This window comes from Sphingopyxis alaskensis RB2256, assembly GCF_000013985.1.
Taxonomy (GTDB): domain Bacteria; phylum Pseudomonadota; class Alphaproteobacteria; order Sphingomonadales; family Sphingomonadaceae; genus Sphingopyxis; species Sphingopyxis alaskensis.
Genome location: NC_008048.1, coordinates 140,118 through 158,865, shown reverse-complemented (window position 1 = coordinate 158,865; position 18,748 = coordinate 140,118). Strand labels below are relative to the sequence as shown.

General features: G+C 67.5%; 15 protein-coding genes. 7 read left to right on the top strand and 8 right to left on the bottom strand.

The window, feature by feature from the left end; translation table 11 throughout:
• Nucleotides 1–30 precede the first annotated feature (30 nt).
• Genes addB through trxA form a run of 3 tightly spaced genes read left to right on the top strand, consistent with a single transcriptional unit; the run spans nt 31 to nt 6,857 of the window.
• On the top strand, nt 31–3,006 hold the full coding sequence (gene addB, locus SALA_RS00805) for a double-strand break repair protein AddB (RefSeq protein ID WP_011540474.1): 2,976 nt from the start codon (nt 31–33) through the stop codon (nt 3,004–3,006).
• Entirely contained in the window at nt 3,003–6,503 is a 3,501-nt protein-coding gene (gene addA / locus SALA_RS00800) for a double-strand break repair helicase AddA (RefSeq protein ID WP_011540473.1), read from the top strand. The genes addB and addA overlap by 4 nt, the downstream gene beginning before the upstream one ends.
• A gap of 33 nt (nt 6,504–6,536) precedes the next feature.
• Nucleotides 6,537–6,857 carry a thioredoxin TrxA gene (gene trxA, locus SALA_RS00795; protein WP_011540472.1) on the top strand — a complete coding sequence of 107 codons (321 nt, stop codon included), beginning with the start codon at nt 6,537–6,539 and terminating at the stop codon, nt 6,855–6,857.
• 108 nt (nt 6,858–6,965) lie between these two features.
• On the opposite strand, the gene argJ is transcribed toward trxA, so the two are convergent.
• The 4 genes from argJ to SALA_RS17030 form a co-directional block, all read right to left on the bottom strand.
• A complete protein-coding gene (gene argJ, locus SALA_RS00790; protein ID WP_011540471.1) occupies nt 6,966–8,192 on the bottom strand; it encodes a bifunctional glutamate N-acetyltransferase/amino-acid acetyltransferase ArgJ in 1,227 nt (408 codons plus the stop codon).
• Between the two features lie 173 nt (nt 8,193–8,365).
• Nucleotides 8,366–9,799, bottom strand: coding sequence for an aldehyde dehydrogenase family protein (locus SALA_RS00785; RefSeq protein WP_011540470.1), 1,434 nt, complete (start codon nt 9,797–9,799; stop codon nt 8,366–8,368).
• A gap of 168 nt (nt 9,800–9,967) precedes the next feature.
• Nucleotides 9,968–11,350, bottom strand: a complete 1,383-nt coding sequence (locus tag SALA_RS00780) for a PQQ-dependent sugar dehydrogenase (RefSeq protein ID WP_192807432.1) — start codon at nt 11,348–11,350, stop codon at nt 9,968–9,970.
• Between the two features lie 162 nt (nt 11,351–11,512).
• Complete coding sequence (locus tag SALA_RS17030) at nt 11,513–11,674, bottom strand: hypothetical protein (protein ID WP_153802605.1); 162 nt, start codon at nt 11,672–11,674, stop codon at nt 11,513–11,515.
• A 150-nt stretch (nt 11,675–11,824) separates the two neighbouring features.
• On the opposite strand from SALA_RS17030, the gene SALA_RS00775 reads away from it, so the two are divergent.
• Together SALA_RS00775 and SALA_RS00770 are read left to right on the top strand one after the other, a co-directional pair.
• Nucleotides 11,825–12,031, top strand: coding sequence for a helix-turn-helix transcriptional regulator (locus SALA_RS00775; protein ID WP_041382906.1), 207 nt, complete (start codon nt 11,825–11,827; stop codon nt 12,029–12,031).
• A gap of 1 nt (nt 12,032) precedes the next feature.
• Nucleotides 12,033–12,704: a hypothetical protein gene (locus SALA_RS00770; protein WP_011540467.1), complete on the top strand. Its 672-nt coding sequence runs from the start codon at nt 12,033–12,035 to the stop codon at nt 12,702–12,704.
• Between the two features lie 12 nt (nt 12,705–12,716).
• Here the strand turns inward: SALA_RS00770 and SALA_RS00765 are convergent, their stop codons facing one another.
• The 3 genes from SALA_RS00765 to SALA_RS00755 form a co-directional block, all read right to left on the bottom strand.
• The gene (locus tag SALA_RS00765) at nt 12,717–13,193 is read right to left on the bottom strand and encodes a nuclear transport factor 2 family protein (RefSeq protein WP_011540466.1); all 477 of its coding nucleotides are present in this window, start codon (nt 13,191–13,193) and stop codon (nt 12,717–12,719) included.
• Between the two features lie 157 nt (nt 13,194–13,350).
• Nucleotides 13,351–14,763: a type I glutamate--ammonia ligase gene (gene glnA, locus SALA_RS00760; protein ID WP_011540465.1), complete on the bottom strand. Its 1,413-nt coding sequence runs from the start codon at nt 14,761–14,763 to the stop codon at nt 13,351–13,353.
• 71 nt (nt 14,764–14,834) lie between these two features.
• Nucleotides 14,835–15,173: a P-II family nitrogen regulator gene (locus SALA_RS00755; RefSeq protein ID WP_011540464.1), complete on the bottom strand. Its 339-nt coding sequence runs from the start codon at nt 15,171–15,173 to the stop codon at nt 14,835–14,837.
• A 303-nt stretch (nt 15,174–15,476) separates the two neighbouring features.
• Between SALA_RS00755 and SALA_RS00750 the strand changes: the two genes are divergently transcribed.
• Complete coding sequence (locus SALA_RS00750; RefSeq protein ID WP_011540463.1) at nt 15,477–16,205, top strand: rhodanese-related sulfurtransferase; 729 nt, start codon at nt 15,477–15,479, stop codon at nt 16,203–16,205.
• A gap of 125 nt (nt 16,206–16,330) precedes the next feature.
• Here SALA_RS00750 and SALA_RS00745 read toward each other — a convergent pair whose 3' ends face one another.
• On the bottom strand, nt 16,331–16,957 hold the full coding sequence (locus tag SALA_RS00745; protein ID WP_011540462.1) for a class I SAM-dependent methyltransferase: 627 nt from the start codon (nt 16,955–16,957) through the stop codon (nt 16,331–16,333).
• A 215-nt stretch (nt 16,958–17,172) separates the two neighbouring features.
• On the opposite strand from SALA_RS00745, the gene trxB reads away from it, so the two are divergent.
• Nucleotides 17,173–18,138 carry a thioredoxin-disulfide reductase gene (trxB, locus tag SALA_RS00740; RefSeq protein WP_011540461.1) on the top strand — a complete coding sequence of 322 codons (966 nt, stop codon included), beginning with the start codon at nt 17,173–17,175 and terminating at the stop codon, nt 18,136–18,138.
• Nucleotides 18,139–18,748: the final 610 nt, after the last annotated feature.

The window sequence follows — 18,748 nt, the reverse complement described above, 5'->3', positions numbered from 1 at the left end:
CTTTGCCGGGATGACGAAGAAAGTGTGACGATGGCGACACGCCGCCCCACCCTCTTTTCCATTCCCGTCCAGCGGGCGTTCGCCGACGCGCTCGCCGCCGGACTGATCGACCGCTATGCGGACGGGGTGCTGGGGCTGACCGAGGGGATCGTGCTGCTGCCGAGCAATCGCGCGCGCAGCGCGGTTCAGGCCGCCTTCGTGCGCGCGGGCGGCGCAGGACTGCTGATGCCGCGGCTTGCGGTGATCGGCGACGCCGATCTCGACGAAAATGTCGCGCTCGCGCTCGATGCGGTCGACATGGACGCGCCACTGCCGCCGGCGATCGAGCCGCTGCGGCGGCGCCTGCTGCTCGCCGAACTGATCGAGCGATATACGCCCGCGGGAGAGCCACCGGTGACGGGTGCCGCCGCCTTTCAGCTCGCGGGCGGCCTCGCGCGCGTCATCGACCAGCTGCATTATGAGGAAATCCCGGCCGCGGCACTCGTCGATCTCGACCTCGGCGCCTTTGCCGACCATTGGCGCGCGTCGCTGGCGCGGCTGCGCCTGCTCGTCGACCATTGGCCGGATGTGCTCGCGGCGACGGGCCACATCGACCGCGCGGCGCGCCGCAACGCGCTGCTCGACCGCGTGGCCGCCGCCTGGCGGACGGCGGCGCCCGCGCGCTTCGTCGTCGCAGCGGGCATTACCACCGCGGCGCCCGCGATCGCGCGACTGCTGCGCACCGTCGCCGATATGGAACGCGGCATGGTCGTGCTTCCCGGCCTCGACACCGCGATGGCGACGGCGGAATGGGAGGCGCTGGGCCCGACCGGACCTGACCCCGACCGTTCGGCGCGCCCGCTGGAAACACATCCCCAATATCATCTGAAACTGTTGCTCGATCGCATGGGCATCGCGCGCGAAGAGGTTGCCGAATGGGAGGCGCGCTCGCCCTTCGACGGCCCGGAGGCGCGCTCGCGCTTCGTGTCGTTGCTCTTCGCGCCCGCCGACTATACCGCGCGGTGGCAGGCGGCGGGCGATCTTGAGGCCGCGACCGCCGGGATCGCGGGCGCGACCTTTGCCGACGATGCGCAGGAGGCCCAGGGGATCGCGCTGCTGATGCGCCATGCGGTCGAGACGCCGGGGCGCACGGCAGCGCTGGTCACGCCCGACCGCGCGCTCGCCGAGCGCATCGCCGCCGCGCTTGCGCGCTGGGGGATCGCCGTCGACGACAGCGCGGGCCAGCCGCTGGCGCGCACGCCGCCGGGCGCGCTTGCAATGCTGCTCGCGGAACTGGCGGCCGATTTCAACCCGGTCGCGCTGATCGCGCTGCTGGCGCACCCGCTCGTCCGCAGGGGCGAGCCGCGCACCGCCTGGCTCGATGCGGTGCGCCAGCTCGACCTGCTGCTGCGCGAACCGGGGCTTGCGCCCGGCTGGGCGGGCGTGTCGGCGCGGATCGCCGCGCTCGCTGCCGATCGCGACGCGCGCGGCCATGCGCTCGCGGTCGAACTGGCGCCATGGTGGCACCAGTTGGGGGAGGCGTTCGTCCCCCTGCTCGCGCCCTTCGCCGGGCCGCCGGTGGCGCCCGACCGCCTGCTCGCCGCGCTTCGGCAGGGGCTCGAATGGCTGACCGGCGAGGCGGCGTGGACAGGACCGGCGGGACGGATGCTCGCCGAGCTGTTCGACCGCTGGACACTCGCGCGCGGCGCGGGCCCGGCGCGCGTCGCCCCCGCCGATTTCCCGGCGATGCTCGGCCAGTTGCTCGGCGAAGCCAGCGTCCGGCCGCCCTATGGCGGACACCCGCGGCTGTTCATCTGGGGGCTGCTAGAGGCACGGTTGCAACGCGCCGACCTGATGATCCTCGGCGGCCTCGACGAAGGGCGCTGGCCCGCGGCGACGCAGCCCGACCCTTGGCTCGCGCCCGGAATCCGCCGCCTGATCGGCCTGCCCGCCACCGAACGGCAGCAGGGGATGGCCGCGCACGACTTCGCCGGCGCGCTGGGCGCGGGCGAGATCGTCGTAACGCGCGCCCTGCGCAGCGGCGGCGACCCGGCGGTGGCCTCGCGCTTCTGGCTGCGGCTGGCGGCGCTGGCGGGTGATCTTCCCCAGCCCGCGTTGGACGGCGTACCGCTGACCGATCTCGCCGCGCGCATCGACTTACCGGCCGACGACATCGAGCCCGCCGGCAAACCCTGCCCCGCGCCGCCCGCCGACCGGCGCCCGCGCCGGATCAGCGTCACCGCGGTCGACCGGCTCGCGCGCGATCCCTTTGCCTATTATGCGAACCAGATTCTCGGCCTGTCGCCGCTCGCGCCGCTGAGCGCCGCGCCCGATCCGCGCTGGCGCGGGACGCGGGTGCACGCGCTGTTCGAACGGTGGGTGCGCGCGGGAGCGAACGCGGCGGCGTTCGAGGCCGAACTGGCGGCGCTGCGCGACGACCCGGCGCTCGACGCGATCGCGCGCGCTTTCTGGCTGCCGCGCATCGAACCTGCGCTGCGCTGGGCGGCGCGACAGCTGATCGAGGCCGAAGGGCGCACCGCGCTGAGGGCCGAGGCGTGGGGTGAGATCGCGCTCGACGGCATCACCCTTACCGGCAAGGCCGACCGCGTCGACCGGCTGCGCGACGGACGCCTCGCGATCGTCGATTACAAGACGGGCGGGGCGCCGAACGCGAAGGCGGCGTTCGACAAGCTCGACAATCAGCTCGGCCTGCTCGGCCTGATTGCCCGGCGGGGCGGGCTGGCGGGCGTCGACGCGGCCGAAATCGCTGCCCTGGAGTATTGGAGTCTGCGCCCCGACCGCAAAGCGGGCGGCGCAGGCAAGATTTCGTCGACCTATGGCCCGCGCAGCGACCTGAAAAGCGCCGCGGAAGCGGTCGATCACGCCGCCGACGCGCTCGCCGGCCTGGCCGCGCGCTATCTGTTCGGCGACGCGCCCTTCGCGCCGGGCGACAGCGCGACCTATGGCGATTACGACCAGCTGATGCGCCGCGACGAATGGTTCGGGCGCGGCGAGGAGGGCGCATGACCCGTCCCGCGACCCTCGCGACGCTCGATCCGCACCAACGCGCCGCCGCTGATCCCGCGCGCCATGTCTGGCTGGGGGCGTCGGCCGGCACAGGCAAGACGCAGGTGCTGTCGGCACGCGTGCTGCGTCTGCTGCTCGACGGCGTATCGCCCGAAGCGATCCTGTGCATCACCTTCACCAAGGCGGGCGCCGCCGAAATGGCGCACCGCATCCACCAACGGCTGGCGAAGTGGGTGCGGATGGAAGACGGCGAACTGCGGCTCGACCTGCAGGCGCTGGGGATCGACCTCGAACTTCACGGTCATGACGATGGCGTGCCCGCGCTGATCGCGCGCGCCCGCGCCTTGTTCGCGACGGTGATCGACAGCCCCGGCGGCGCGATCCGCGTCCAGACGATTCACAGCTTCTGCCAGACCTTGCTCGCGAGCTTTCCGCTTGAGGCGAAGCTGCTCCCCGGCTTTCGCGCGATCGAGGAAGATGAGGCGGGCGCGCTTCAGCGGCGGGTGCTCGGCGACCTGCTCGACGCGCCGGACGAGGAACAGGCGGCGCTGCGCGCAGCCGCCGCCGCGCTGGCGCAGCGGCTTGGCCCTGATGCCGCGATCGGTTTTCTGTCGCGCTGCGCGTCGGTGTTCGGCGGGCCCGGTGCGCTGCTGCCCCCCGCGGCGCACGATCTGCGCGCCGCCTTCGGCCTGCCCGGCGGCGATCCCGATGCGTGGATGATCGACCAGCTTGCCGGGGGCGCGATCGCCGAGGCCGATATCAAGGCGGTGGCGGCGAGCGGCGCGGCGTGGGGGACGAAGACCGGGCTTGCCTGTTCGGACGTGATGGTCGGCTGGATGACGGGCGATACGGCGGCGCGCGCGGCGATGCTGGATGAGCTTCTTGGCTGCTTCCTGACCGGCAAAGGCGATTTGCGCGCCGATTTTGCGGGCGACAAGGGCCGGATGACCGATTGCGTCGACAGCGCGGTGCGGATCGTCGAGGCGGCATCGGCGCTGCGCGGCACCGCGACGGCGATGCGCATCGCCGACGAACTGGCGGCGGCGTGGAAGCTCGGCAGCCGCTTTGCCGAAGCCTATGCGCTCGCCAAGCGCGAACAGGGGCTGGCCGATTTCGACGACCTCATCACCTTGGCGGGGTCGCTGCTGCGCGTCAGCGGCTTTGGCGAATGGGTGCGCTTCAAGCTCGACCAGCGCACCGACCATATATTGGTCGACGAGGCGCAGGATACGAACATGCGCCAATGGGGGATCGTGCTGTCGCTCGCCGAAGAGTTTTTCGCAGTGCATGGCAAGGACATGGACCGGGCGCGGACGCTGTTCACCGTCGGCGACCGCAAGCAGGCGATCTTCGGCTTCCAGGGCACCGAGCCCAGGGCCTTTGTCGCCGCGCGCGACCTGTTTCATGCGCTCGGCGAGCGCGCGGGACAGGATTTCGAGGCGGTCGACCTCATTTCCAACTATCGCTCGACCCCGGCGATACTCGAGGTCGCCGACGCCTGGCTTGCCGCGGGCGGCACCGCGCTGATGGGGCTGGACGGCGCGGAGCCGCCACATGTCCCGCACCGCCGGGCGCACGCGGGGCAGGTCGAATTGTGGGAACCGCTGCCGGTCGGCAAGGCGCTCGGCGCGACCGAGGAGGCCGACGAAGGGGTCGACGACAACGGCAACGCCACCGCGCCCGCCCGCGATCCGGCGAGCATGCGCCTCGCAAAGGCGATCGCCGCCGAAGTGCAGGACTGGATCGCCAACGGCAAGGATGGCCGCCCGGTGGCGCCCGGCGACGTGATGATCCTCGTGCGCCGCCGCCGCGACCTTGCGGCGCGGATCGTCGCGCGGCTGCAGGCGTTGCATGTTCCGGTCGCGGGGGTCGACCGCTTCGCGTTGACGCAGCCGCTCGCCGTGCAGGATCTGATGGCGGCGATGCGCTTTGCGGTGCAACCGCACGACGACCTCAACCTCGCCGCGCTTCTCGTCTCGCCGCTGATCGGCTGGACGCAGGACGATCTCTATGATCGCACACGGGGCCGTGGCCGCACGCCCATCTGGATGTATCTGCGCGCACATCAGGACATGATGCCGCCTGCGACGATGGCGACACTGCGCCAGATTCTCGGCATGGCCGATTATACGACGCCGTTCCGCTTCCTCGAAACCCTCCTGTCGGGGCCGATCGACGGGCGGCGCAAGCTTTACGCGCGGCTGGGGCGCGAGGCGCGCGACCCGATCGACGAACTGCTGAATCAGGCGCTGGCGTTCGAGGCCCGCAAAACCGTCTCGCTGCTCGGTTTCCTGGCCGAGATAGAGGGCAGCGCCGCCGACATCAAGCGCCAGACCGAGGCGCGCGGCGGCGTCGTGCGCGTGATGACGGTGCATGGATCGAAGGGTTTGCAGGCGCCAATCGTCATCCTCGCCGACGCCACCGACGATGCGGCGTTCGGGCATCGCCCTTTCACCGTGGATGTCGCCGCGTGGGAAAAGCTCCCGGTCTATGCAATCGGCGCCGACGAGCGGCACGGTGCGCTCGCCGACGCCTATGCCAAAGCCAAGGCGGCGGCGGACGAGGAACATTGGCGGCTTTTCTATGTCGCGATGACCCGCGCCGAGGAGATATTGGTGGTCGCCGGCGTCACCAGGACCGCCGAGCGCACCGTTCCCGAGGCGAGTTGGCATGCCGCGGTATCGGGTGTTCTCGACCGGCTGGGGCACGACTGGGAGGATGGCGGCGCGGCCTGGGGACGGCGCCGCGTCCACCGCGTCAACGCCGGACGCTGGGCACCGCAGGCGAAGAAGGCGAAAACGGCGGCGCGGGCGCCGACCCGCCTGCCCGATTGGCTGCACCGCACGGCGCCCGAGGAAACCCGCCCGCCGCGACCGCTCGCGCCCTCGACCCTCGGCGAGGACGATGTCGCCGCGCCGCCGCAGGGAGGTGAGCGCGGTGCGGCCGTCGAACGCGGACTGTTGCTCCATGCGCTTTTCGAGCGGTTGCCGCCTGTCGCCCCCGATCGCCGCCGCGCCGCGGCGCTGCGCTGGCTGGCGGTGCAGGCGCCGGCGCTGGACGAGCCCGCGCGCGGAGCGATGGTCGATGAAGTGCTGGCTGTCCTCGACGATCCCGCGCACGCGCCGCTCTTCGGGCCTGGATCGCTCGCCGAGGTGCCGCTCTCCGCGGTGGTCGACGGGGTGGTGGTCGCCGGGATCGTCGACCGGCTACGCGTTACCGATGACGCCGTGACCGTGATCGACTTCAAGACCGGCCGTCACCTTCCCGGCAGCGCTGCCGAGGTCCAGCCCGCCTATCTGCGCCAGATGGCGGCCTATCGCGATGCGCTGAAAGTGATCTTTCCGGGGCGGCGGATTGCGACCGCCCTGCTCTATACCGCGGCGCCGCGGCTGATCGCGCTGGGTGATGCGCTGCTCGACGCGCACAAGCCGGGCTTGCTGGCAACCAAGGCGAATTTGCCGGGTTCGGCCCTTGAGCCGGACGCGCCGACGCCTTAGCTTGGGGATAACCGAGTTTCAGGAGTGCAGATCATGGGTACCAAAGCCATCACCGACGCGAGCTTCCAGGCCGACGTGCTCGACAGCGAGACCCCCGTCCTCGTCGATTTCTGGGCCGAATGGTGTGGCCCGTGCAAGATGATCGGCCCCGCGCTCGAAGAGATTTCGGACGAGCTCGCCGGCAAGGTCGTGATCGCAAAGCTCAACATCGACGACCATCCCGACGCGCCGAGCAAATATGGCGTGCGCGGCATCCCGACGATGATCCTGTTCAAGAACGGCGAGATCGCCGACACCAAGGTCGGCGCGGCGCCCAAAAGCGCGCTCAAGGGTTGGCTTGAGGGCGCGCTTTAATTCTTCCCCCCCGTCATTGCGAGGAGCGAAGCGACGCGGCAATCCACAATGTGCAGCCTTGTGCTGGCCTGATAGCCGGTGATTGCATCAGATATACAGCACGCCGCTCTAGCTGCGATAATCCGCGTTGATGCTGATATATCCGTGCGTCAGGTCGCACGTCCAAACGGTCGCGCGGCCTTCGCCCAGTCCCAGGTCGGCGCCGATGCGGATATCCCGGCCTTTGAGGTGCGCCGCGACCGGCGCCTCGTCATAACCATCGACGGCCAGCCCGTCTTTTGCGACCCAATGGTCGCCGAAGCGGATCGCTAATCGGTCGCGGTCGGCGGGTTCGCCGGCCTTGCCGACCGCCATCACGACGCGGCCCCAGTTGGCGTCCTCGCCCGCGATCGCGGTTTTCACGAGCGGCGAATTGGCGATGGCGAGCGCGACGCGCTTCGCGCTGTCGTCGCTGACGGCTCGCGTCACCTGCACCTCGATGAACTTGGACGCGCCTTCGCCGTCGCGCACCACCTGATGCGCGAGATCGAGCGCGACCTGCCGGATCGCGGCGTAGAGGGCGTCGGCGCCGGGATCGTCGCGGGCGGCGAGCGGCGCGTGGCCCGCCTGCCCCGTTGCGAACAGCAGCACCGTGTCGCTGGTCGAGGTGTCGCTGTCGACGGTAATGGCATTGAACGTCCCGCCGGCCGCCTCGCGCAACATCTCCTGCAACAGCGCGGGCGCCACCGCGGCGTCGGTGAAGATATAGCCGAGCATCGTCGCCATGTCGGGCGCGATCATTCCCGATCCCTTGGCGATTCCCGCGACATGGACGGTGCGGCCGCCGACGATCGCGCTCGCTGCCGCACCCTTGGCAAAGGTGTCGGTGGTGCCGATCGTTTCGGCGGCGACTTCCCACGAACAGGGTTTGGCGGTCAGCGCCGCCGCCACACCCGCGCGCGCCTTGTCTTTCGGCAAAGGCACGCCGATCACCCCGGTCGAGCTGACGAAGACGTCGCCCGCCGCACAGCCGAGATGGTCGGCGACCTGCGCCATGATCGCCTCGACCGCCGTACGCCCGCGATAGCCGGTGAAGGCGTTGCTGTTGCCCGCATTGACGATCAGCGCGCGCGCGGTGCCGCGCCTCACCTGTTCGCGCCCCAGTTCGACTTCGGACGAGCAGCAGATGTTGCGCGTGAACACCCCCGCAACCGTCGTGCCGGGGGTCAGCTCGATATAGGTGAGGTCGCAGCGGTCCCAGTCCTTGTACCGCGCACGCGCGACGCGGCGCGTCACCCCGGCGATTTCGGGAAGGTCGGGGAAGGCAGCGGGGGCGAGGGGCGAGCGGATGGTCATGGTGGTGCGCTTAACGGTTGCTAGCGGGAATCAAAAGCCCCTCCCCTTCAGGGGAGGGGTTGGGGTGGGGGCTTGTCGCCATGCGCAAGGCCGATGGCCCCCACCCGCTGCGACTAAGCCAGCAAGCTGGCAAGTCTCGCCGCCCTCCCCTGAAGGGGAGGGCGTAGTTTACTTTACGCCGGAATGCCGCTGATCGCCTTGACTTCCATGAAGTCCTTCAGCCCGAACAGCCCGCCTTCGCGGCCGTTGCCCGACGCCTTGTAGCCGCCGAAAGGCGCACCCGGCCCCGGACCCCAGCTGTTCACCGCGACCATGCCGGCGCGCAGCTTCGGCGCGATCTCGGCGGCCTTGGCGGGATCGCCCGACACGACGGCGGACAGGCCATATTCGGTGTCGTTGGCGATCTCGACCGCCTGGTCAAGCGTGTCATAGGCCATGACCGTCGCGACGGGTCCGAAAATCTCTTCCCGGGCGATCCGCATCTCGGGCGTCACGCCCGAAAAGACCGTCGGCTTGACATAATAGCCGCGGTTGACGTTGCTCGGCAGGCCGGTGCCGCCGGTTTCCAGCTTCGCGCCTTCGTCGATCGCCGACTGGATCAGCCCCTGGATCTTGTCGAACTGCGCCTTGTTGACGACGGGGCCGATATGGGCGCCCTCGCTCATCGGGTCGCCGACCTGCGTCCCGTCGAACATGGCCTTGATGACGCCGACCGCTTCGGCCTCGCGCTCTTTCTGGACCAGGATGCGCGTCGGCGCGATACAGCTTTGCCCGGTGTTGACCAGCACCCCCTGTACCGTCGGCGGCAGGACCGCCTCGAAATCGGCGTCGGGCAGGACGATGTTGGGCGATTTGCCGCCGAGCTCCTGATGGACGCGCTTCACCGTGTCGGCCGCCGCCTTGGCGACGAGGATGCCGGCGCGGGTCGAGCCGGTGAAGCTCACCATCTCGATCCCCGGATGCGCGCTGATCGCGTGGCCGACGGTCGGGCCGTCGCCCTGCACCAGGTTGAACACGCCCGGCGGGACGCCCGCGGCGTCAAGAATCTCGGCAAAGATTACCGCATTGCCGGGGCATTCCTCCGACGGCTTCAGGACCATCGTGTTGCCGCCGGCGAGCGCCGGAGCGACTTTCAGCGCGATCTGGTTGAGCGGCCAGTTCCACGGGGTGATCATGCCGACGACGCCGATCGGTTCGTACACGACCTTGTTGGCACCATGTTGTTCGGTGAAGCTGAAATCCTTGAGCGCGGCGATCGTGCCCAGGAAACCCCCGATGCCGGCACCGACCTGCGCCGTGCCCGCGAAGCTTACCGGCGCGCCCATTTCGGCCGCCATCGACTTGGCGAGGTCGCCCGCGCGCTTCTTATATTCCTCGACGATCCGGTTCAGAAGCTCCAGCCGTTCCTCGCGCGTCGTCTGCGAGAAGCTTTTGAACGCCTCGCGCGCCGCGGCCACGGCGGCGTCGACGTCGGCCGCGGTGCCGAGCACGACGGTCGAGGCCGCCTCCTCGGTCGCGGGATTGATGACCTCGTGCAGCTTGCCACCCTTGGAGTCGACCCAGCCGCCGCCGATATAATGTTGCTTGAGATGCGTTTCGGTGCTCATTTTTTGTCTCCCATCGGCGGTGAATCGGTCTCGGATTGCTACCTAGTCACTGTGGCCGATGAATCAAGCGCGGCCAACGGCGAAAATCGGCGGGCCAGGCTTTTCGTGCGAAAGGCATGGCATCCCATGGCATCCCGATGACGGGAATCGGCGGCCGCCGCGGGACGGTCAGCCCGGCCGCACCATGAAAATGTCGCCGCCGATGCTGACGATGAACAGATTGCCCGCGCTGTCCTCGCCGAATGAGGCGATGTTGGCTATCGTTCCTGCGTCGGGAGCAAAATCCTCGTTGCGCACGGCAAAGCGGGCCGCGGGCAAGGTCTGACCGGCAACGAGGTCGGCAAAGGGCACGGTCCATATATTGCCCGACACGAAATCGCCAAAGACATACTGGCCCTGCAACGAGGCCACCGGTCCACGGTAGACATAGCCGCCGGTGACCGAACGCCCCTGACGCGGACCGCTGCCATGGCCATATTCGGCGACGGGCGGGGTCAGGCCCGCAGGCGCCGTTCCCGAAAAGGGCTGCGTGCCTTCCAGGAAGCGCCAGCCAAAGTTGAGCCCCGGCTGTGCCGTCGCGACCATGTCGATTTCCTCGACCGCATTCTGCCCGACATCGCCGATCAGCAGCGTCGACCCCGAAAAGGAGGCGCGGAACGGGTTGCGCAGGCCAAGCGCAAAGACATAGGGATCGCCGCCGCCCGCAAGAAAGGGGTTGCCCGGTGCCGGGGCATAGGTGCTGCCCCCGGTGCCCACCGCGAAGCGCAGGATCTTGCCAAGCTGTACATTGCGGTTTTGCGCATTGTTGTTGGGGTCGCCCGCGCCGCCGCCGTCTCCGACCGCGACATAGACATGGCCGTCGGGGCCGAAGCCGATCCAGCCGCCATTATGATTGTCGAAACCGGGATGCGGAATGTCGAGCACGAGGTCGTAACTGGTCGAACTATTCGGCTGGCCCAGCGTGTAGCGCCGCACCTGGACATTGCCGTTGATCGCCGTGGCGACCGCGAACAGGCGCTGCGAGGTTGCATGGTCGGGATAGGGCGCAAGGCCAAGCAGGCCGCGCTCGCCGCTCGTCGAAATGTCGGTAATGTCGAGCACGCGCGTCCGGCTGCCGTCCGCGGGGTCGAAACGATAGACGTCGCCGCCCTTTTCGACCACATAGATGCGATTGTCGCCGGGGATCGGCGCGACATAAAGCGGCTGGCTGAACCCCGTTCCGACGCGCGCGACGGCGATCCCTTCGCGGCTGTTGGTGACGGTGATGTTGACCGCCTGTGTCACGCTCGCCCGGCCATCGCTGACGCGCAGCACGACGGCATAGACATTGTCGCCATCGGCATCGCCGGGCAGGTCGAAATCGGGCGGCGTGTTGAACCGCAATGCGCCCGCGCCGGTGATCGCAAAGCGCGCCGCATCGGCGCCGCCGTCGATGGCGAAGGTCAGCGCGTCGCCGTCGGCATCGCTTGCCGCCGCCTGATAGGCGTTCGCCGTGTTCTCGGCGACGCTGGCGGTCTGGAGTGAGGTGAATACGGGCGGCGTGTTGGCCAACGGCGGCGGCGTATCGCCTCCCCCACCACCTCCGCACGATGTCAATGCAAGCAAAAACAGCAGGGCAAAAATATGCTTCGGCATCGGCGACCAGCCTTTCGCGATCGGGCCCACCCCGACGCAAACTGCCACCGCACGGGCGGGTCCGCAACCTCGCCCCGTTTACCATCGCCCGCGCCGTCCGGCGCCGCCGTCCGCGAACATGCGGGCAAAGACTTCTTCGCGCGGCGCCGCGACCGTCCGCGCCAAATTGGGGCGTCCGATGACCTTGCCGCAACCGGCGGTGACCGCCATCGCGGCGATCAGGATCAGGTGGCGGGTCATGGCCAGCCCTCCCTTGAAAGGCCCGCCAGGGCATGAACCGCACCGTTTGGCAAAGGCGCAGGTACGGTACGCGTCATGGAAACCTGTAAAGAGTGTTTGACAGACGAAACAGCCAACTGTAAAGAGCTCTTGACAGGCACGGGAGCAGCTGTGGAAAATCGGGTGCGCGAATATCGCGAGGCGGCGGGATGGAGCCAGGGCGAGCTGGCGCGGCGGCTCGGCGTGTCGCGTCAGACGATCAACGCCGTCGAAACCGACAAATATGACCCCAGCCTGCCGCTGGCGCTGCGCATGGCGCGCCTCTTCGCGCTCGAAGTGTGCGAACTGTTCATCGATCACTGGAACCCGAAGGAGTAGGATGATGACGACCAAGGCCAGTCCCACCGCGGGATGGAAAAAGATCGCCGCGCAGGCGCTGTTCGGCGCCGTCGTCGGTGCGGCTGGCATGTTTGCGGCGCTGTCGCTGCTCGAAGGCGGCGATGGCAACGACTGGCCCGGATCGATCATCATCCTTCTGGGCGTGGGCTTCATCTACACGCTGATGGGCGCCTTCGTCGGGATCGGCACGCTCGCGCCACGGCTTGTCGGCCAGCGCCTGCTCAATGTCGCCGACGCCGAAGAAATCGTCGAAGAACGCTCGCACCTCGGCGGAAGTGCCATCGGGTGTCTCGCGCTCGGCGCCGGGTTGATGCTCCTCGCCTATGCGACGGGTAGCGAAGCGGTGGGAACAACGCCGCGCGTGAGTGTTGCGGCGGCATTCTGGATCCTGGTCGCGGTGCTCGGCCTGTTTACGCTGGTGTCGGTCTGGATGTGGCGCGATTTCGACGAGCTGTGGCGCCAGCTGACGCTGGAGGTCACGGCGATCACCGGCAATTTGATGATGTTCGTCGCAGTTCTGTGGGGCGGCGCGGCCACAGCCGACCTCATCGCCGGTCCGCACCCGATCGACCTTGTATCGCTGTCGTTCGGGCTGATGCTGCTCGGCTGTTTTGTCGCAACCGCGCGGCGGGGCATGATGGCGCCGCGATAGTGCCCCCCCGGTTCAGTCAGCCCCGCCGACATCCGCTGCGGCCGCTTCGGGCACCGGAGTAACTTGCGCATAGACGAGCTGCCATGCGCCATCGCGCCACAGCCAGTGATCGGCAAAACGGTGCCGGTCGACGAACGGCTCGCCGTCGGCGGTGCCCTGCAGCCTGTTGGTCGCGGCGAGCAGCGCGCTGTCGCCACTGGTGATCCAGCGCGGCTCAGCGGGCCGGAAGGGTTCGATACGGATCGACGGTGCGGCGAGCGCGGCGATGAACGCGGCCTTGTCGCCCATCGCGCCGCTGCCGCGCACCCACAGGAAATCGTCGGCGATCAGCCGCTGCAACGCCGCCTCGTCCTTCGCCGCGATCGCCGAGTCGAACGCCGCCGCCGCCTCGCGATAGCCTTCGGGGGTGGCGACGGTCGCCGCCGGGTCGGCGGAGGCGCCGCACGCCGCGACCAGAAACACGAGCGCCGGAACCGCCAAACGCATCATCCCCGCCATCTCCCTTCGCCTGCCCGCCGTCATCGGCGGTCATGTCGCGGGTGGCAAGCTCGCGCGCAACTACCTGGCACGTCAACGCGCCACGAAAAGGGGCGTCCGGCTCCCCCGAACCGGACGCCCCTGTCGGCGCTACTGACCCGCTGGTCGATCAGGCGCTGTAATACATGTCGAACTCGACCGGGCTCGGCGTCTGTTCGAACCGATAGACTTCGTTCCATTTGAGCTCGACATAGGCCTCGATCTGGTCCTTCGAAAACACGTCGCCCTTCAAAAGGAAGTCGTGATCGGCCATCAGGCTGTCGAGCGCTTCACGCAAGCTGCCGCACACGGTCGGCACTTCGGAAAGCTCTTCGGGCGGCAGGTCATAGAGATTCTTGTCCATCGCGTCGCCGGGATGGATCTTGTTCTGAATGCCGTCGAGCCCCGCCATCAGCAGCGCCGAATAGCAGAGATAGGGGTTCGCCATCGCGTCGGGGAAGCGGAACTCGACGCGCTTCGCCTTGGCGCCCGCGCCATAGGGAATGCGGCACGAGGCCGAGCGGTTGCGGCTCGAATAAGCGAGCAGCACCGGCGCTTCGAAGCCCGGAACAAGGCGCTTGTAGCTGTTCGTCGTCGGGTTGGTGAAGGCGTTGAGCGCCTTGGCGTGCTTGATGACGCCGCCGATGAAATAGAGGCACATGTCGCTGAGACCGGCATAGCCATTGCCCGCAAAGAGCGGCTTGCCCTTTTCCCAGATCGAGATGTGCGTGTGCATCCCCGAACCGTTATCGTCCTTGATCGGTTTGGGCATGAAGGTTGCGGTCTTGCCATAGGCGTGCGCGACCTGGTGGACGACATATTTATAGATCTGCATACGGTCGGCGGTCTGCGTCAGCGTGCCGAAGGTCAGGCCCAGCTCGTGCTGCGCCGCGGCGACCTCATGGTGGTGCTTGTCGCACGGCAGGCCCATTTCGAGCATCGTCGAGACCATTTCGGCGCGGATGTCGACCGCGCTGTCGACCGGCGCGACGGGGAAATAGCCGCCCTTGGCGCGCGGGCGGTGGGCGAGGTTGCCGCCCTCATAGCTGCGGCCGGTGTTGGTCGGCAGCTCGATGTCGTCGATCTCGAAGCCCGACTTGTTATAGCCGGTTTCGAAGCGGACATCGTCGAACATGAAGAATTCGGCTTCGGGGCCGACATAGACGGTGTCGCCGATGCCGGTCGATCCGAGATAGGCCTCGGCGCGCTTCGCCGTCGTGCGCGGATCGCGGGCATAGCCCTCGCCGGTCGACGGCTCGACGATGTCGCAGAAGATCACCAGCATCGGCGTCGCCGAAAAGGGATCGTCATAGACGGCGTCGAGATCGGGCTTCAGGATCATGTCGCTTTCGTTGATCGCCTTCCAGCCCTCGATCGACGAACCGTCGAACATCAGCCCGTCTTCGAGCGCATCCTCGTCGATCACCCCGGCGCACATGGTCAGGTGCTGCCACTTGCCCTTGGGGTCGGTGAAGCGCAGGTCGACCCACTCGATGTCGTTGTCCTTGATCCGGGCGATGATATCCTTGGGCTTCGTAGCCATGGTCTATGCTTCCTTCTTGCGTGATGGTCCGGCGTGCCGGGGATTGCTGGGATGAAATGGGTGCGGGGCGGTCAGAGCGCGTCCTCGTTGCGTTCGCCGGTGCGGATGCGCAGCGCGGTCTCGACCGGGATGACGAAAATCTTGCCGTCGCCGATGCGGCCGGTCTGCGCCGCGGCGGCAATCGCCTCGACGACGCGTTCCGCCATCCCGTCCTCGACGATCACCTCCAGCTTCACCTTGGGCAGGAAGTCGACGACATATTCGGCGCCACGATAGAGTTCGGTATGGCCCTTCTGTCGACCGAAGCCCTTGGCCTCGGTGACGGTGATGCCGCTGACGCCGACTTCGTGCAGCGCCTCCTTCACTTCGTCGAGCTTGAACGGCTTGATGATCGCCTCAATCTTCTTCACGCTTTTCGTCCCCCACTGGGTCTGCCTCATCGCCCGCGGTCAAAGCCGGATCAGGCTAGCCTGGTCCGGTTCTCAAACCCTGAGTCGCCGCGAGGCCCCGTCATCTTGCACCAATCAAGAGCCGTGCCAATTGCCGAATCGCGCGCTTTCGCCAAGATTTTTGACAGGAAATTGCGGCGCTGCCCAAGGGGTGAGCAATCGACGGCAACCACTGCCTAAAAAAGCAGCACAGGGTTCCGCCCGCAGCATCGCAACCGGCGGCTTATTCCCTTCGGCACGGCTTTTGTCTAAGGCCCCGTCCCCATGACCGTCACCGTCGCCGCCCTCTATCGCTTCGCCGCTTTCGACGACCCGGCGGCGCTGCGCCAGCCGCTGCTGAACCATTGCGCGATCGAGGGCGTCAAAGGCACGCTGCTGCTCGCGCGCGAAGGGATCAACGGCACGATCGCCGGAACCGATGTCGGCATCGCCGCAGTGATCGACCATATCCGCGCACTCCCCGGCTGCGCGGCGCTCGACGTCAAATACTCGGTCGCCTCCGCCATGCCCTTCAGGCGGCTCAAGGTGCGGCTGAAGAAGGAAATCGTCACGATGAGGGTGCCGGGCCTCGACCCCGCGCGCAACGCCGCACCCTATGTCGACCCCGCCGACTGGAACGCACTCGTCGACGATCCGGGCACGGTGCTCATCGACACGCGCAACGGTTTCGAGGTCGGCTATGGCAGCTTCGCGGGCGCGGTCGATCCCGGCACAAAGAGCTTCGGCGACTTTCCGGGCTGGTGGCGCGCCAATGCCGATCGCTTCACGGGCAAGCGCATCGCTATGTTCTGCACCGGCGGCATCCGCTGCGAAAAATCGACCGCCTTCCTGCGCCACGAAGGCGTCGAGGACGTCGTCCACCTGAAAGGCGGCATCCTCGCCTATCTCGAACAGGTGCCCGCGTCCCAAAGCCGCTGGCACGGCAGCTGTTTCGTCTTCGACGAACGGGTCAGCGTCGGGCATGGATTGGTCGAGATGGGCGAGAAGGAATAGGTCCAGACATCGCGCACGACGGCTTTGGGGTGGGGAGCGGACGTTTAAAAATCCTCCCCATCGACTTGCGATGGGGAGGATCCTATGGCAGCTTCTGGTCGGCCCCAGACGTTTCCCGCCCCCGCCTACCCCGCGACCCGCGCCGCGCCATATTCGACCCAGCCAAACGGGCGCGGCGTTTTCGGCATATAGGCGGCGCCCTGTCGCTCGACCGCAAAGCCTGCCGCGGCATAGGCGTCGCCGATCGGGCGCGTCAGGTGGCAATTGCCGCCGATGCGTTTCCAGACCGGCTCGATACGCCGCTGCCATTTCGCGACCCCGGCATCGGGCGCGCCGCCATGTTCGAGGAATAGCGCGGTCCCGCCCGGTTTCAGCACGCGGCGGATTTCGGCGAGCACCGCGGCCTGATCGGCGACCGAACAGAGGGTGAAGGTAGTGACGACGGTATCGAACTGCCCGCTGTCGAACGGCATCGCTTCGCCGACGCCGCCCCGAATGTCGGCCGCCATCCCGCGCCCGGCCGCCGCCGCGCGGCTCATCGCCAGCAGTTCGGGCGACGGGTCGATCCCGGAGAAACTCTCGACCTGTTCCGGACGGTAAAATGCCATGTTGATCCCGCCGCCGCAGCCGAGTTCGAGCACATGGCCGCGCGCATACGGCACGATCCGGCTCCTCAGCTTCATGATCTGCCCCTGCGAACAGGCGCATTTGATCAGGCGCGGGACGCCGTGCCGCTCCCACCAGCTTGCCATCACCGCCTCTCCCTCTTCGCGCGCCGCCTGTCTCTTGCCAGCGCGCGTTACAACGCCCATTTGTGCCTGCCGCGATTCCTTTCTGCCCGTTCGTGTCGAGCGCAGTCGAGACACCCATCGTCGTGGCGCCGTCCTTTGCGGCATCTCGACTTCGCCCGATGCGAACGGATATGGGATAGCGCAATCGCCGTCATTCGCACAGAAACAGGATCGCCATGCCCAGCACCCACCACACCAAGATGCTCATCCTCGGCTCCGGCCCCGCCGGCCTGTCGGCCGCCATCTATGCCGCGCGCGCGGGGATGCAGCCGATCGTCGTGCAGGGGCTGCAACCCGGTGGACAGCTGACGATCACCACCGATGTCGAGAACTATCCCGGATTCGCCGAGGTGATCCAGGGGCCGTGGCTGATGGAACAGATGACCGCGCAGGCGGTGCATGTCGGCACATCGATGATCTGGGACACGATCGTCGATGTCGATCTGTCGCAGCGTCCCTTCAAGCTGACCGGCGACGGCGGCGACGTCTATCTCGCCGAAACGCTTGTCATCGCGACGGGAGCGCAGGCAAAATGGCTCGGCGTCCCTGGCGAACAGGAACTGGGCGGCAAGGGCGTGTCGGCCTGCGCCACTTGTGATGGCTTTTTCTATCGCGGCAAGAAGGTCGTCGTCATCGGCGGCGGCAACACCGCGGTCGAGGAGGCGCTCTACCTCACCAACCACAGCGACGATGTGACGCTGATCCATCGCCGCGATTCGCTGCGCGCCGAAAAAATCCTGCAGGACCGCCTCTTCGCCAATCCCAAGATCAAGGTCTTGTGGAACAAGCAGGTCGAACGCTTCGTCGCGGGCGAGGGGGTTTCGGGCCTCGTCGGGGTCGACCTGATCGACACCGTCACCGGCGCGGCGAGCCACGAGCCGACCGACGGCGGTTTCGTCGCGATCGGCCACAGCCCCTCGACCGAGCTGTTCCGGGGCAAGCTGCCGCTCGACGCCGACGGCTATCTGCAAGTGACGCCCGGCACGTCGCTCACCGCGATCCCCGGCGTCTTCGCCGCGGGCGACGTCACCGACAAAATCTATCGCCAGGCGGTGACCGCCGCGGGCATGGGCTGCATGGCGGCGCTCGACGCCGAACGCTACCTCGCCGAAGCCGAATATCACGCGATGGTGGACGCTTAGGCGGTCTGCGAGAGGACGAACCGCGCACCGGCTGGCTGGGGCGGCAGGAACCTCACCTAAGGAAAAGCTGCACCTCAACAAGCCCTGATTTCGGCCATTCTCGCGTGGCACCAGTTGCGACTGGCTACACTCACTGGCTACAGTTAGTGGCATCACAGACCAACTGCAATAGAGCTTCGGTGCTGCGTACGAGTACGGGCCCCTGGGCTCTTGCGCAGCGCGTTGTTAAGCGATGTCACGGCGTTAATTTGCACATCGCATGCCGCCCGCTCTCGCCCGAATGAAAAAGGTTCTCCATAGCAACCGCGCCTCGTAGGCGCCGTCCTATCTCGTCAGCAATCAGAAAAACCCCTCGTACCGCGTCTACCAAGTTAGTCCGCGAGAAAAGGGCTGCCCGCGCGGCAAATACACCTAAATCAGTGCTGCAATCTTGCCTGTCCACCGACTAAGCGCGTCAATTCAGGTAGCAGCGCTGCGATAATGCTTCCAGAAAATATGACTGGAGGCCACCCGCGGTGCGGGCGGGCACCCGTTACCTTGCGCCCAGATCTATTGAAATTCGAATAAATGAAAAAAACTTCTGAGTAGCTTGGGATGACATTGCGACGAT

Excerpts from the sequence above, each read along its gene's own strand:
- addB (WP_011540474.1), top strand. The coding sequence starts at position 31 with ATGGCGACACGCCGCCCCACCCTCTTTTCCATTCCCGTCCAGCGGGCG.
- addA (WP_011540473.1), top strand. The coding sequence starts at position 3,003 with ATGACCCGTCCCGCGACCCTCGCGACGCTCGATCCGCACCAACGCGCC.
- trxA (WP_011540472.1), top strand. The coding sequence starts at position 6,537 with ATGGGTACCAAAGCCATCACCGACGCGAGCTTCCAGGCCGACGTGCTC.
- argJ (WP_011540471.1), bottom strand. The coding sequence starts at position 8,192 with ATGACCATCCGCTCGCCCCTCGCCCCCGCTGCCTTCCCCGACCTTCCC.
- SALA_RS00785 (WP_011540470.1), bottom strand. The coding sequence starts at position 9,799 with ATGAGCACCGAAACGCATCTCAAGCAACATTATATCGGCGGCGGCTGG.
- SALA_RS17030 (WP_153802605.1), bottom strand. The coding sequence starts at position 11,674 with ATGACCCGCCACCTGATCCTGATCGCCGCGATGGCGGTCACCGCCGGT.
- SALA_RS00770 (WP_011540467.1), top strand. The coding sequence starts at position 12,033 with ATGATGACGACCAAGGCCAGTCCCACCGCGGGATGGAAAAAGATCGCC.
- SALA_RS00765 (WP_011540466.1), bottom strand. The coding sequence starts at position 13,193 with ATGATGCGTTTGGCGGTTCCGGCGCTCGTGTTTCTGGTCGCGGCGTGC.
- glnA (WP_011540465.1), bottom strand. The coding sequence starts at position 14,763 with ATGGCTACGAAGCCCAAGGATATCATCGCCCGGATCAAGGACAACGAC.
- SALA_RS00750 (WP_011540463.1), top strand. The coding sequence starts at position 15,477 with ATGACCGTCACCGTCGCCGCCCTCTATCGCTTCGCCGCTTTCGACGAC.
- SALA_RS00745 (WP_011540462.1), bottom strand. The coding sequence starts at position 16,957 with ATGGCAAGCTGGTGGGAGCGGCACGGCGTCCCGCGCCTGATCAAATGC.
- trxB (WP_011540461.1), top strand. The coding sequence starts at position 17,173 with ATGCCCAGCACCCACCACACCAAGATGCTCATCCTCGGCTCCGGCCCC.